Below are 14,649 nucleotides of genomic sequence, written 5' to 3' on the forward strand. Positions count from 1 at the left end.
AATGATGATCGGCTGCGAACCCACTGCGACCCGCCCCGATGCGTGGCGGCTCGACCCCCTGTGCCTACCCCTGTGCCACGCAGAGATGAATATAGCGGACCGGTCGGACAGGTGTCGCGAGAAACTCACAGCCCCCAGCTTGACACTGAATAGAACGCATGTTCGACTTGGCCAATGCGATGGCAAGGCCAGACCTTGGATGCCGACGACGGCGCGCTTCCTGGCCTCGAGCGCGCCGGCTTCGTCCGCAGCGTCCAGACACCCGAATTCGAAGGAATCACATTTCACGAGGTCTTGTGCAAAAGCGCGCTCAACAAGGTGCCGGGGGAGTCGAAGCTACCTTTCGACTGGACCGTCAATCCGATGCGTGGGTGTTCCCATGCGTGCCGGTACTGCTTTGCGCGGTCGACACACGAGTATCTGGACCTCGACGCCGGACGCGACTTCGACTCGCAGATAGTCGTCAAGACCAACGTTGCGGCGGTGCTTCGCAAGGAACTGGCGCGCCGGTCGTGGCGCCGCGATCCTGTTGCGCTCGGCACGAACACCGACCCGTATCAGCGAGCAGAAGGTCGATATCGGTTGATGCCAGGCATCATTCGAGCACTGACGGAGTCAGGAACTCCCTTCTCGATCCTGACCAAGGGGACTCTGCTGCGCCGTGATCTGCCGCTGCTCACGCTTGCCGCGCAGGAGCTCGGGGTCCGCATCGGTGTCTCCCTGGCGATCGGTGATCCGGTGTTGCAGAAGGAGATCGAGCCCGGGACGCCGTCGCCGAAAGCCCGACTCGAACTGATCCGGGCGATCGCCGACGCGGGTTTCGGAGTGAATGTGATGGTCGCACCGGTCATTCCGTATCTGACGGATTCTGTCGCGCATCTCGACGGACTGCTCGGCGACATCGCGTCAGCCGGCGCAGTCGGCGTCACAGCTTTTCCGATGCATCTGCGCGGGAGCACCCGAGGGTGGTTTCTGTCCTGGCTCGCCGCCGAGCATCCCGCGTTGGTCCGTCGGTACCGCCAGCTCTACGGCCACGGCGCGTACGTGACGCCGGAGTACACGACTTGGTTGGCGTCGCGCATCGCCCCGCTTGTCGACAAACACGGTCTAGCCAGCGAGCGTGGCCAGAGTGTCGAGGGGCTCACGACTGCCGTCGCGGGCGGTGGGCTCGTTCGGGTGCCCGAGATGACACTGTTCTGATCGGGTGAAACACGTTGCAGGACGGGGATCGGACTGCGAGGTCAGGCCCGGATGGCGAGGCCGATCGGCCTGACGTAGCGTGGGCTCGGATAGGTAGTTCGACCATGTTGGCCCCCGAAAGGTGGACGGTCGATGACCGTTGGCATCGAAGCCGAACAGTTGGAACGGGTCGTAATCCGGTTTGCGGGCGACTCGGGTGATGGCATGCAGCTGACCGGTGACCGCTTCACACACGAAGCCGCCGCATTCGGCAACGACCTCGCGACACAGCCCAACTTTCCCGCCGAGATTCGCGCACCACAGGGCACCCTGCCCGGGGTGTCGTCGTTTCAGATCCAGATCGCGGACTACGACATCCTCACCGCCGGTGATCAGCCCGACGTACTCGTCGCGATGAACCCGGCCGCGCTCAAGGCGAACGTCGCGGATCTGCCGCGCCACGCGACCATCATCGTGAACACCGACGAGTTCACCAAACGGAATCTGTCGAAAGTCGGGTACTCGATCAATCCGCTCGACGACGACTCGTTGACCGACTTCGTAGTGCACCAGGTTCCGATGACGACCCTGACCCTCGGCGCCGTAGAACCGGCCGGACTTGCCAAGAAGGACGGCCAGCGGGCGAAGAACATGTTCGCGCTCGGACTGCTTTCCTGGATGTATCACCGCCCGATCGGCGGGACCGAGCGATTTATGCGGGAGAAGTTCGCGACCAAGCCGGAGATCGGCGAAGGCAACATTCTCGCGTTCAAAGCAGGCTGGAACTACGGCGAAACGACGGAAAGCTTCGCAACCACCTACGAGATCGCCCCAGCGACGTTGCCTGCGGGAACCTACCGGCAGATCACCGGCAATACCGCTCTGGCATACGGCGTGATCGCGGCGGGACAACTCGCCGGCCTGCCGATCTTCCTCGGCACCTACCCGATCACCCCGGCGTCGGACATCCTGCACGAGTTGAGCAAACACAAAAACTTCGGTGTCACGACGTTCCAGGCCGAAGACGAAATCGCGGGTATCGGCGCTGCCCTCGGTGCGTCGTTCGGCGGTGCGCTCGGCGTGACGAGCACGTCCGGTCCGGGGCTCGCATTGAAGAGCGAAACGATCGGTCTCGCAGTGATGACCGAACTACCTCTGCTCGTCATCGACGTCCAACGCGGCGGACCCTCGACCGGACTTCCGACCAAAACCGAGCAGGCCGACCTGCTGCAGGCGATGTTCGGTCGCAACGGAGAATCACCGGTCGCGGTACTCGCACCTCGCTCACCCGCGGACTGTTTCGACACGGCCGTCGAGGCCGCGCGAATAGCGCTGACCTACCGGACGCCGGTGTTGTTGCTGTCCGACGGTGCGATCGCAAACGGGTCCGAACCCTGGTCGATCCCGTCCACCGCGGACCTGGTTCCGATCGACGCCGCCTTCGAGCCCGCACCCGACGGGCCTCACGAGTTCGTGCCCTACAGCCGCGACCCCGAGACGCTTGCCCGTCCGTTGGCCGTGCCGGGTACGCCGGGCCTGGAACACCGCATCGGCGGGTTGGAGAAGGCAGACGGCAGCGGCAACATCTCCTACGAACCCGCCAATCACGAACTGATGGTTCGGCTTCGACAGGCCAAGATCGACGGTATCGCTGTGCCCGATCTGATCGTCGACGATCCGAGCGGTGCCGCCGAACTGTTGATCATCGGTTGGGGCAGTTCCTACGGTCCGATCGGTGAGGCCTGCCGTCGGGCACGGCGCAAAGGTATCGCTGTCGCGCATGCGCACCTGCGTCATCTCAATCCGTTTCCAGCAAACGTGGAGTCGGTGCTGCGGCGGTACCCGAAAGTTGTTGCACCGGAAATGAATCTCGGCCAGCTTGCCATGCTGCTGCGGGCGCGCTACCTCGTCGATGTGCAGCCGTGGACCAAGGTCGCGGGACTCGCGTTCTCCGCACAGGAACTTGTCGGAGTGATCGACGCGGCGCTGGACGGTTCGCTCGGCGATCTCGAATCGGCGAAGTCGAGAGCTGCGCGTGCCACAGCCACCTATCACGACACCAGGGGGACTCAGGCGTGACCACGATCGAAAATCGGCTTGTCGGAACAGATCTGGGACTGACGTCCTACGCCGACGTCCCGACGTCCGATACCCCGCAGAAGGCCAAGGACTTCACCTCGGATCAAGAGGTGCGGTGGTGTCCGGGCTGCGGCGACTACGTCATCCTCGCGACGGTTCGGAGCTTCCTGCCCGAACTCGGACTGCGTCGCGAAAACCTCATGTTCGTGTCCGGCATCGGCTGTTCGAGCCGGTTCCCGTACTACCTGGATGCGTACGGCATTCACTCCATTCACGGTCGTGCGCCTGCGATCGCAACAGGACTCGCTGTCACTCGCCCCGACTTGTCGGTGTGGGTTGTGACAGGTGACGGTGACGCGCTCTCGATCGGCGGCAACCATCTGATCCACGCGCTGCGGCGCAACGTCAACATGACGATCCTGCTGTTCAACAACCGGATCTACGGTCTGACGAAGGGTCAGTACTCGCCGACGTCTCAGGTCGGAATGGTGACGAAGTCGACGCCGATGGGGTCGATCGACCACCCGTTCAACACACTCTCACTCGCACTCGGCGCCGAGGCCACCTTCGCTGCCCGCGCACTCGACTCCGATCGCAAGGGCCTCACCGAAGTGCTGCGCGCGGCCGCCGAGCATCGTGGAACGTCGTTCGTCGAAATCCTGCAGGATTGCCCGATCTTCAACGACGGCTCGTTCGACGTGCTGCGCAAAGACGATGCGGAACAACGGCTTATCCGGTTGGTACACGGCGCACCGATTCGCTTCGGTGCCGACGGCGAATTCTGTGTCGTGCGAAAAGGATTCGGGCTCGACATTGCCGCGACCGCCGAGGTTGCGGAGTCCGACATCGTGGTCCACGACGCCTACACCGACGACCCCGACTATGCGCATGCACTATCCCGGCTTTCCGATCAGGACCTGCGCCATGTCCTCACCGGAATCTTCCGCAGCGTTCGACGAACGACCTACGACGACGCCGCCCGCGCGCAACTTCAGCAGGCAAACGCGCAGCGACCGGTGGGTCCGGATGCATCACAAGCGTTGCAGGCCTTGCTGAACGGCCGCGAAACCTGGACTGTCGGCTAGGCCGCGCCCGGTCAATTCGGCACGAAGCCGCCCACGAGCAGCGTGTGCAACGCCTCGAACCGATCTCGGGCCGCGCTCTGCTCGGCGGTGATGTACTCGTCGAAGCCGGGCGCATAGATGTAGAGCTTCACCGGATCGGAGGGCGGCGTCGGCGTGTAGTCGATCGTCTGCCCACCTTGGTCGGTGATGCCGGGGTCGCCGAAGTCGGTGGTAGCGAGTGCTTCCGTGTCGGCGATAGCCTGTTCGACGATGCAACTCGGCAGATAACCGTCGAACTTTTCCGGTGGTGTCGATGGGTTACCGCCCGGTCCGACTGCACCCGGCGTCGAGACCGCTTGGAAATCGGCATAGACGACAAGCTGCGGACCGAGATCGATATGGGTTTCCCAGCCGTTCGGCGTCGTGGTCAACGTGAACAGCGGGGGAGTGTCGCCTGGGGAAGTGCTGGTCGGCCGGGGCTTGTCGACGCAGGGTGCCGTTGCGGCGCCGGTCGTTGTGGACGTGCAGGGCAACAACGACAACGCGACAACGCCAGCACCTGCATGCCGGAACGCGCGAACCACGGTCGGACTAACGCTGGCCGGGCGGGTTGTCGAGATCGCGCGCGGAGTAGGTGTCGCACGCCTTGACCTGGCCGGTGTTGTAGCCGGCGAGGAACCACTTCTGCCGTTGCAAAGACGAACCGTGGGTCCAGGATTCGGGATTCACGCGGCCGCTGGTCGACTGCTGGATGCGATCGTCACCGACGGACTGGGCGGCACTGAGCGCGTCGGAGATGTCTCTGTCCGTCAACGGAGCCAGCAGCGGTTGGCCACCGCCGGGCGCGGGCTGCTTGTCAGCGAAGTGTGCCCAGATTCCTGCGTAGCAATCGGCTTGCAACTCGGTGCGGACGGCACCGGACTCCTCGCCCCTCGGGTCCTGCTGGGCGCGGCCGATATCGCCGAGTTGGTTCTGGATGTGGTGGCCGACCTCGTGTGCGACGACGTACTCCTGCGCGAGTGGTCCACCGCTGGATCCGAAACGGTCGACGAGCAACTGGAAGAAGCTGGTGTCGAAGTAGCCGGTGGAATCGGCGGGGCAGTAGAACGGCCCGACCTCGCTCGACGCGGCACCGCAACCGGTGCGTACCGAGCCGGAGAACAGGGTGATGCCGGGTGGTATGTACTGAACTCCGGTCTGTATCTCCAACTGTGCGTTCCAGACGTCGTCGAGGCTCGCGGCCGTGAACGCGACGCGGCAGTTGACGTCGCGGTTGGCGTCGGCACCTGTTTCACATCCCTGCAGGGTCGCTGCGCCACCACCGGACTGACCACTGTTCTGCGCACCGGTGAGATCGCCGAGCACCGAGCCTGCGTCGCCGCCGAAGAGCAACGTGAGGACGAGCAAGATCAGACCGCCTGCACCGCCGCCGATCGCGAGTTTGCCGCCGGTGCCCGGCCCGCCGCCACCGCCGACGGATACGCGACCGGAGTCGATCTGGGCGCCTTCGTTGAAGGTCATCGTCGTCACTCTTTCTGCAGAGGAGGCCGTAGCGATTGCCGCTGTCGCGCTACACCTTTCCATGTGTGCGCAACTGTGGCCCGCGGTCGGCAAATTTGGCACAGGCACGTCGTCACGACGGGCGAGCAGCACGCTGGCAAACCAGCACTACAGGGCTGAAAACGGGTGTCGAGCGGGCAACCGACTGCGGTAGCCTCGACCGGCTCTGGCATCATGAACGATCGCGGCGCTGCGAGGATTTGCTGCCGACATTCGCCGTTCGTGCGGTTGTGTCGAGGGAGTTGATTCGTCCGACCAACGCTGTCGAGTCCGAGAAAGGGAACATCGTGCTGCGTACCCACCTGGCCGGCTCGCTTCGTAGCGAGCACGCCGGTCACACCGTCACTCTCACCGGCTGGGTGGCAAGGCGGCGCGACCACGGTGGCGTTATCTTCATCGACCTCCGCGACGCGTCCGGTGTGGCGCAGGCGGTCTTCCGCGAAGGTGCACCCGCCGAGCAGGCCCACCGGCTTCGCGCCGAGTATTGCGTCCGCATCACCGGCACCGTCGAGCTGCGGCCGCAAGGCAACGAGAACCACGAGATCCAAACCGGCGCGATCGAGGTCGACGTCAAAGAGCTCGTAGTCCTCAACGAGAGCACGCCACTGCCGTTCCAACTCGACGAGACACCGGGTGAAGAAGCGCGGCTCAAGTACCGCTACCTCGACCTGCGACGCGAAGGGCCCGCACACACGATTCGCTTGCGGTCGAAGGTCAATGCGGCTGCGCGTGCCGTCCTCGCGCACCACGAATTCGTCGAGGTGGAGACCCCGACACTGACACGGTCGACGCCGGAGGGTGCACGCGATTTCCTGGTGCCAGCTCGGCTGCAGCCCGGCAGTTTCTACGCTCTGCCACAGAGCCCGCAGCTGTTCAAACAGCTGCTGATGGTCGGCGGTATCGAGCGCTACTACCAGATCGCCCGTTGCTATCGCGACGAAGATTTTCGCGCGGACCGCCAACCGGAGTTCACTCAGCTCGACATCGAAATGAGCTTCGTTTCTCAGGACGACGTGATCCTGCTCGCCGAGGAACTGCTCCGAGCGCTGTGGAAACTGGTCGGTCACAAGATCGAGAAGTCGATCCAGCGGATGACCTATGCCGAAGCCATGCGACGGTTCGGTTCCGACAAGCCCGACCTGCGATTCGGCGTCGAGATCGTCGAATGCACCGACTTTTTCGCGCAGACTCCGTTCCGCGTGTTTCAGGCGCCGTACGTCGGCGCCGTCGTCATGCCCGGCGGTGCCGACCAGCCCCGCCGCGAGCTGGATCGGTGGCAGGACTGGGCAAAGCAACGTGGTGCCAAGGGGCTTGCCTACGTCCTCGTCGCCGAAGACGGCACCCTCGGTGGACCCGTCGCAAAGAATCTGTCCGAGTCCGAGCGTGACGGTCTTGCCGCGCATGTCGGCGCGAAGCCTGGCGACTGTGTGTTCTTCGCGGCCGGACCGACCAAGGCGCAGCGCGCGCTGCTCGGCGCCGCACGCGGTGAGATCGCTCGCAAGCAAGGGCTGATCGACGAGAAGGCGTGGTCGTTCGTCTGGATCGTCGATGCGCCGATGTTCGAGCCGACGTCCGAAGCGGTCGCAGGTGGTGACGTCGCACTCGGCCACAGCGCCTGGACCGCGGTGCACCACGCATTCACCTCGCCGAAGCCCGACTCCCTCGAAACCTTCGACACCGATCCTGGCTCGGCTCTCGCCTACGCCTACGACATCGTCTGCAACGGCAACGAAATCGGTGGCGGCAGCATCCGTATCCACCGCAAGGACATCCAGGAGCGGGTGTTCGCGGTGATGGGCATCTCTCACGAGGAAGCCCAGGAGAAGTTCGGCTTCCTGCTGGACGCTTTCGCTTACGGCGCACCGCCGCACGGCGGCATCGCTTTCGGCTGGGATCGCATCACGGCCCTGCTTGCCGGGGTCGATTCGATCCGCGAAGTGATCGCATTCCCGAAGTCCGGCGGCGGGGTCGACCCACTGACCGATGCGCCTGCGCCGATCACGGCGCAGCAGCGCAAGGAGTCGGGTATCGACGCAAAGCTCGAGCCGAAAGCGAAAGTCGAGCCCGACGCGACGCCGGAAACAAAAGCCTGATCCGGCGGGCTCACGGTGCTGCACCTGCGCGTGATCTGCCCGGCGGAGGACACCGACGCCGTCCTCACGATCCTGCATGAGCACGTCGGAGTCACTCACCTGATCCTGTCGCGTGGCGCTGCAGTGCAGCCGGTCGGCGATGCAGTGCAGGCCGACATCGCTCGTGAGGCCGCGAACGATGTTCTTGCCGAGCTGGGCAAGCTCGGCCTCGAACAGTCGGGTGCATTGACGCTCGAACCGTTGGAAACGGTGCTGTCCGATGCGGCGGTCAAGGCCGAACACGAAGCACCAGGGGATCCGGCCGACGCGGTCGTCTGGGAGGAGTTGCTCGCGCGCACGCGTGAAGAATCGACGCTCAACGGTGCATTTCTGGCGTTTCTGACGATCGCGTGCCTACTTGCCGCTGTCGGTGTGGTCACCGACTCGCCGGTGACGATCGTCGGCGCCATGGTCGTCGGTCCGGAGTTCGGACCGCTCGCGGCGCTTGCCGTCAGCTTGGTCCGACGCAAGTATTCGCTGGCTCGTCGATCGATGATCGCTTTGCTGTTCGGATTCCCGATTGCGATGGTGGCGACCGGGCTTGGGACGCTGCTCGGTGAAGCGATCGGCTGGATCCAAATCGACACCGTCGAGACGCTCGACCAAGTCGACTTCATCTACAAGGTCGGACCGTTTTCACTGGTGGTTGCGCTGCTCGCCGGCGCGGCGGGCATGCTCGCCCTCGTCACCGCGAAATCGGCAGCACTCGTCGGCGTCTTCATCTCGGTGACGACAGTTCCGGCCGCTGGGTTTGCCGTCGTCGCCGCAACCAACAGCGAGTGGCGTATCGCTCTGCTCTCGACGGGGCAGTTGGCTGTGAACCTGGTCGGGATAGTCGTCGCCGGGGTTATCGTGCTCGCGCTCCGGCCGACCATGGAACCTCATGATTCCTGGTTGGCCAGAGCGCGGCACCACCTGCTCGGACGATCGAAATAGCTACACCGCGGGCGATATCGGTCCCTGTGTGAGGAAGCGGTACGCATACGTGCTGGCGATCAGGGTGACAGGCATCGTGACCAGCAGTCCGAGTCCGCACAGCAGCGCTCCGACGAAGTTGATGGCAACCAGTGCCAGTGCGAGCAGCAGCAGCGGCCCGACATTCTTCGACGTCAGCTCGAAACTCGACTTCATCGCGGCGACCGGCTCCTGATTGCGGTCGATGACGAACTGCAGGGTGTACCACAGCAGGAACGTCGCGATGATGCCGGGAATGACCAAGAGGATGAAGCCGATCGTGGTCACGATGCCGACCAGGATCGCCGCGATCAGCACAGCACCGAGGTTGCGGAACTGGAAGAAGTCGCCGATCGCGGGCTTGTTGCCGTCGACTTCACGCAGCGCGCCGTTGATGAACGCAGCCTGCAGAATCATGCCAACGATCCAGCTCAGGAGTGATCCGAAGAGGCTAAGCGCCACCGACGTTTCAGGTCCGATACCGAACCCTGCGAGGCCGCCGGTCGGAAGCTGGATCACGATGCTGATGAGGAAGGCAATGACGGAGATGCCGATCCAGACCCCGGCGTTCGCCTTGAACTTGTTCCAGCCGTAGGTCAGTGCTTCACCGATGTTGAGCTGTGGCACGCCGCCGCCGTAACCGGCGCCACCGGCCGGATAGGGATCCGCCGCGTAGTTGGGTTGACCGTAGCCTCCCTGAGGTTGCTGGTAACCGCCGCCTGGAGGAGGCCCGAAGCCGCCGGGCGGTGGCGGGTAGCCGCCGGATGGGGGCGGTGGATACCCGCCAGACTGCGGTGGCGGATAGTTTCCTGCTGGATCGCTACCGGGCGGGAACCTTTTCGTCGTGTCAGGTCCTTCGCCCGGCCCACCCTGCGGCGGTGGCGGATAGTCGGTCATATCGTGTTCCTTCCCAATCGGGGATTAGATCGCGAGTCATGTCTGGATTGTCTGAGGCGGAACGTTCGTCGATCAACTATGTCGACTACGACGCGCCGATGCGACAACAACGCGCCACAAACTTCGAGCGGATCCGCATCGGTACTGGTCGGGGTCACGCTACAACGAGGAAACCCGGCGCTCGCGTCGGGCAGGTAGGTTGGAGGTCGATGAGCGCATTAGTGGCAGACCGCGCAGCCGGGGTCGTCGCAGCAGCCGAGAAGCTGCTGGCCAGGCGAATGGGCGCACCCGTCCGACTCGTCGACCCGACCGAACTCGGCGGCAGCGGACGCACTGTCGTTCTTCGAGTACGGGTCGCGGACAACACTTTTTCGCTACCGCGAACCCTCATCGTCAAGAAAGTTCGCGACTTCGACACCACGTTCAGAGCCGGTTTCGAGCCGGGTGTTGCAAGCGTCGACTCCGCTTTCCTGCGTGAGGCAGTCTCGTACCAATTCGCGACGGCGCTTGCGATCGAGGACAGACCCGGGCCCGATCTGCTCGCTCACGACCTCGACGAGCGCCTGCTCATCATCAGCGATCTCGGCGAGGGTGTGCGCCTCACGACGCAACTGCAAAGCGGTGACGACGCCGCCGCGGAGAACTCGCTGATGGCGTTCGCTCAGGCGTTGGGCCGCATGCACTCGACGACGGTCGGACGCGAATCCGATTTCACGGCTCTGCTCCGCCGGGCCGAAGTTGCACATCACGCGGACGGTGTGACGTCGCAGGCAGTCACCGCGGTCGAGCGACTGCCGGGCATGCTCGATGACAGTCTCGGCATAACGGTGCCGGACGCCGTTGTCGACGCATCCAGGCATTGCCTGCGGCTCTTCCGCGGCGGCCGCCTGCGCGCGTTCAGCCCGTCGGACCTGTGCCCCGACAACGTGATCGTCAACGACGACGGTGTTCGGTTCCTCGACTACGAGTGGGGTGGCTATCGGGACGCGTCACTCGATATCGCCTACGCGCTCGTCTCGTACCCCGGCTGCCTGTGTCACTTCGACATGTCGGACGAACGCGCGCAGGCGATGATCGAAGCATGGCGTTCGGAGGTCGTCGGGATCTGGCCGTTCCTTGCCGACGACAAGATACTGGCCAGAAAGATGCTCGACGCGAAGCTGATCTGGGTGTGGTTGTCGACGTATTGGTTCTTGCCCGACAATCACGCCCGAATCGCGGCCGTGCGCACGCACGGACTGTCGGTGCCGCGGTCGGAGGCGTTGTTGTCCCGGTGGGCGTCACTCTCGGAATCGGCAGGAGTCGCGGGCGACCGCCACCTTGCCGCACTCGCTGAACGTGTTGCGGGAGAACTGGACTCGAAGTGGTCGGGCGAGGACTAATCGCCTTGTAGCTTGTCGAGCAGGTACCGCCGTTCGACGGCGTTCTCCGTCAGTAGCAATGCGGTTCGATACGCCGTCTGCGATTCGTCGGCGCGGCCGAGTTCGTCGAGAAAATGCGCCCGCGACGCCTCGAAATAGCCGTAGGCCGCCAGCGCTGGTTCTCCCGCCAACGCGTCGAGTAGCGCGAGGCCGCGCGCCGCGCCGTGAGCGAAGCCGACGGCGATCGCATGGTTGAGATGGACGACCGGCGACGGCCAGACCCGGATCAGCAACTCGTACAAACCCGTGACTTCCACCCAGTCGGTCTCGTCCCACGACGGGGACTCCGCGTGGACGGCGGCGATCGCGGCCTGGAGTGTGTACCGATCGACGTGCGGAAGTGCCTCGCGGACAAGTGCGATGCCTTCGGCGATGGCCTCGCGATCCCATTGGTCACGATTCTGTTCGGCAAGGGTGAGCATTCGGCCGTCGGGAGCGGTCCGCGCGGATCGGCGGGCGTCGGTGAGCAACATCAGCGCAAGCAGTCCCTGCACGGTCGGGTTGTCGGGAGTGAGCGCTGCCATCATGCGAGCGAGCTGCACAGCGCGATCGCAGAGGTCGCTTCGAACGAGCGCGGCACCCGACGGCGCAGTATGGCCCGTTGTGAACAGCAGATGCAGCACAGCACAGATCGCATCCACCCGTTCGGGCAGCTCGGCAGCCGACGGCACCCGATAGGGAATGCGCGCGATCGCGATCTTCTTCTTCGCCCGAGTGATCCTCGCCGCCATCGTCGATTCGCTCACCAGAAAAGCGCGCGCGACCTCTGCCGTCGTGACTCCGCACATCAGTCGTAGCGTCAACGCGACCTGAGCTTCGCGTGCCAATGCCGGGTGGCAGCAGGTACAGATCAGGCGTAGCCGATCGTCGGAAATGCTGCGTGCAACCTCGATGGCGTCGAGCGCGAGTTCAGCTGTGTCGGAACCGACTTCGTCCTCGACGAGCAGCGGCAGCGCGCGCCGCAAGGTCATTTCGCGGCGGAGCGCATCGAGGGCAAGGCGGTGAGCAACAGTTGTCAGCCAGGCAGCCGGATTCGACGGGATACCGCTGCGCGGCCAGTCGGTGAGCGCGCGCGAATATGCATCCTGAACACACTCTTCGGCGAGGTCGAGGTTCCGAGTGAGGCGCACCGTCGCGGCGAGCACGTATGCCCACTCGCGGCGGTGCGCCTGCGCTACCGCAGCCGTGACGTCGACCATCTCGCTGCCCTGCACGTCTGGAGGTCGGACGATTCGCTACATCGCTCGCAGCGGGCGGACTTCGACGCCGCCGAAGCGGGCGGGGACCTGCTTGGCGATCGCGATCGCAGCGTCCAGATCGTCGGCCTCGATCAGGTAATAGCCACCGAGTGCCTCCTTGGCTTCGGCGAACGGTGCGTCGGTCACGTCGAACCCTCCAGCGTCGTCGGTCCGAATCGAGGTTGCTGTCATCGTCGGCTGCAACCAGCCGCCGCCCTGGTTGGCCGCACCGACGTTGGCCTGGAATTTGACGTGCTCAGCCAGTATTTCGCCGATGACCGGATCGCTCGCCGTCGCGTAGCCGGTTTCGTTTTCGTAGATGAGGACGAGATATTGCGACATTGCGACTCCTTGTTCGGGGCCCGCTGATCGGACCGCGTATCAGTACCGACGAACGGGGTTCGCGGGAATCGACAACCTCGTAGGAGAAATATCGAGAAAGTTTTCGCCGCCTGTCGATTATTGCGGTACGGGTGCCGATCGGGACTGGAGTCGGCTGATCCCGGACTGGGTTGCAAGCGAGGCGCCGTGCCGGACGGCGGCGTTGGGATCGCCGACCTCGGTGACGTAGAACCAATCCATCTGCGCGGCAGCAGGGGTGACGTCGAGAACCCCGTAGCCGTGCGAGTCGAGTTCGGCATAGCGGATGTGCCGGTTGATCGATGTGATGGCCGTTTCCGCCGGAATCGCTGCGGTCCGCGGCGGCGCTTTCAGGAAGTCACCTGGGCTCGACGACGTGATCGAGGGAACGACGAACTCGACCCCGACTGTCTTGCCTGCCGGATACGTCGCCGCATCGAGCGGGAGGTCGGCTGCCCACGACGAGTGGATGTCACCGGTCAGAAAGACCACGTTGTCGACGGAGTCGGCATCGATCGCCCCGAAGAGCCGTCGCCGATCCGCGGTGTAGCCGTCCCACTGGTCGACGTTCACAGGGACGCCCGACTGCGGGATGCCGAGGGCAGCTGTGACGGCCGCCGTTGTCGCAGGCTCGAGGGGTGGTACGACGAGAGGCGCGATCATCACGGGATTGCCGACGAGGCGCCAGCTGGTCGGTGACGTTGTGACTCCCTTTGTGAGCCAGTCCAATTGCGCCGCGCCGGTGATCGAGCGGTCGGCAGCGTCGACACTGCGCCAGCCCGCACCGGGCGCCACCTGCTCGCTGCGGTAGCTGCGTAGGTCGAGCATCGAGAGTTCGGCGAGCGTGCCGAAGCGGAGCCGGCGGTAGAGCTTCGCATCGCGACCCGATCCGCTTGCCCGCACCGGCATCCACTCCAGATAGGCCTGCATCGCGGCTGCGCGGCGGGCGTGCCAATCACCTTCCGTTGCGGGAGTGTGGTTTTCCGCGCCGTCGCTGTAGGCGTCGTTTGCCGTCTCGTGGTCGTCCCAGGTGCAGATGAACGGGAGGCGGGCATGCAGGGCGGCGAGGTCGGGGTCGGTCTTGTATTGCGCGTGCCGCGTTCGGTAGTCCGCAAGCGAGACGATCTCGTGCTCGGGGTCGTGTTGACGGACGACGCCGTCGCGGCCGCCGAACTCGCCGCGTTTGTACTCGTACAGGTAGTCGCCGAGGTGCACGATCGCGTCGAGGTCCGTACGCGCTGCAAGGTGGCGGTAGGCGCTGAAGAAGCCTGCTTCCCAGTTGGAGCACGAGACGACTCCGAAACGAAGCCGATCGAGGTCGGCGTCGGCCGCAGGTGCGGTTCGGGTCCGGCCTGTCGGTGACACCTGGTCGGTCCGCTGCACTGTGAAGCGATACCAATAGTCGGTAGCGGGCGACAGTCCGGTGACATCGATCTTGACGGTGTGATCGGAAGACGCTGTGGCCGTTGCTGTTCCGGACGCTGCTATCGACTCGAACCGGTCGTCGCGGGAGAGGTCCCAACGCACGTCGACGTCGTTGCCGCCGGACTCGATGCGGGTCCAGATGATGACCCCGTTCGGCAGCGGGTCGCCCGAGGCAATCCCGTGCCGGAAGGACGCCGACGTGGCCTGAGCCTGCGCGGCGAAGAACGTCGATGGGACCGTCGCGGCCGCACCTATTCCGGCTGCGGCGACACCGCCCTTGAGCAGAGAACGACGCGACAAGGATTCAGGCACAGTGACGATCACATCCGAGTCGGACCAC

General features: G+C 64.5%; 12 protein-coding genes. 6 read left to right on the plus strand and 6 right to left on the minus strand.

Annotated elements, in window-relative coordinates; all coding sequences use genetic code 11:
• Positions 1–174 precede the first annotated feature (174 nt).
• From JGU71_RS00660 to JGU71_RS00670, 3 genes are all read left to right on the plus strand, one after another.
• Positions 175–1,200 carry an Rv2578c family radical SAM protein gene (locus JGU71_RS00660; protein WP_199701016.1) on the plus strand — a complete coding sequence of 342 codons (1,026 nt, stop codon included), beginning with the start codon at positions 175–177 and terminating at the stop codon, positions 1,198–1,200.
• 132 nt (positions 1,201–1,332) lie between these two features.
• Complete coding sequence (locus JGU71_RS00665; RefSeq protein WP_199701017.1) at positions 1,333–3,258, plus strand: 2-oxoacid:acceptor oxidoreductase subunit alpha; 1,926 nt, start codon at positions 1,333–1,335, stop codon at positions 3,256–3,258.
• The gene (locus JGU71_RS00670; RefSeq protein ID WP_199701018.1) at positions 3,255–4,343 is read left to right on the plus strand and encodes a 2-oxoacid:ferredoxin oxidoreductase subunit beta; all 1,089 of its coding nucleotides are present in this window, start codon (positions 3,255–3,257) and stop codon (positions 4,341–4,343) included. Before JGU71_RS00665 ends, JGU71_RS00670 begins: the two co-directional genes overlap by 4 nt.
• Before the next feature lie 11 nt (positions 4,344–4,354).
• On the opposite strand, the gene JGU71_RS00675 is transcribed toward JGU71_RS00670, so the two are convergent.
• Entirely contained in the window at positions 4,355–4,906 is a 552-nt protein-coding gene (locus JGU71_RS00675) for a hypothetical protein (protein ID WP_199701020.1), read from the minus strand.
• 7 nt (positions 4,907–4,913) lie between these two features.
• On the minus strand, positions 4,914–5,843 hold the full coding sequence (gene ypfJ / locus JGU71_RS00680; RefSeq protein ID WP_199701022.1) for a KPN_02809 family neutral zinc metallopeptidase: 930 nt from the start codon (positions 5,841–5,843) through the stop codon (positions 4,914–4,916).
• Positions 5,844–6,169: 326 nt separating this feature from the next.
• On the opposite strand from ypfJ, the gene aspS reads away from it, so the two are divergent.
• Both aspS and JGU71_RS00690 read left to right on the plus strand, forming a co-directional pair.
• Positions 6,170–7,975: an aspartate--tRNA ligase gene (gene aspS / locus JGU71_RS00685; RefSeq protein ID WP_199702700.1), complete on the plus strand. Its 1,806-nt coding sequence runs from the start codon at positions 6,170–6,172 to the stop codon at positions 7,973–7,975.
• A 15-nt stretch (positions 7,976–7,990) separates the two neighbouring features.
• Entirely contained in the window at positions 7,991–8,950 is a 960-nt protein-coding gene (locus JGU71_RS00690) for a DUF389 domain-containing protein (protein ID WP_199701024.1), read from the plus strand.
• On the opposite strand, the gene JGU71_RS00695 is transcribed toward JGU71_RS00690, so the two are convergent.
• Positions 8,951–9,865 (minus strand): hypothetical protein, encoded by a 915-nt coding sequence (locus tag JGU71_RS00695; protein ID WP_199701026.1) that lies wholly within the window; start codon positions 9,863–9,865, stop codon positions 8,951–8,953.
• A 209-nt stretch (positions 9,866–10,074) separates the two neighbouring features.
• Here JGU71_RS00695 and JGU71_RS00700 point away from each other — a divergent pair, with 209 nt between their 5' ends.
• On the plus strand, positions 10,075–11,247 hold the full coding sequence (locus tag JGU71_RS00700; RefSeq protein WP_199701034.1) for a phosphotransferase family protein: 1,173 nt from the start codon (positions 10,075–10,077) through the stop codon (positions 11,245–11,247).
• Here JGU71_RS00700 and JGU71_RS00705 read toward each other — a convergent pair.
• The 3 genes from JGU71_RS00705 to JGU71_RS00715 all read right to left on the minus strand — a co-directional run bounded on the left by JGU71_RS00705 (position 11,244) and on the right by JGU71_RS00715 (position 14,630).
• Complete coding sequence (locus tag JGU71_RS00705) at positions 11,244–12,485, minus strand: RNA polymerase sigma factor (RefSeq protein ID WP_199701036.1); 1,242 nt, start codon at positions 12,483–12,485, stop codon at positions 11,244–11,246. The genes JGU71_RS00700 and JGU71_RS00705 overlap by 4 nt on opposite strands.
• A 36-nt stretch (positions 12,486–12,521) precedes the next feature.
• Positions 12,522–12,866 carry a YciI family protein gene (locus JGU71_RS00710; protein WP_199701037.1) on the minus strand — a complete coding sequence of 115 codons (345 nt, stop codon included), beginning with the start codon at positions 12,864–12,866 and terminating at the stop codon, positions 12,522–12,524.
• A 117-nt stretch (positions 12,867–12,983) separates the two neighbouring features.
• A complete protein-coding gene (locus JGU71_RS00715) occupies positions 12,984–14,630 on the minus strand; it encodes an alkaline phosphatase D family protein (RefSeq protein ID WP_372433091.1) in 1,647 nt (548 codons plus the stop codon).
• Between the last annotated feature and the right edge of the window lie 19 nt (positions 14,631–14,649).

It is taken from the genome of Antrihabitans stalagmiti (genome assembly GCF_016482825.1).
Taxonomy (GTDB): domain Bacteria; phylum Actinomycetota; class Actinomycetes; order Mycobacteriales; family Mycobacteriaceae; genus Antrihabitans; species Antrihabitans stalagmiti.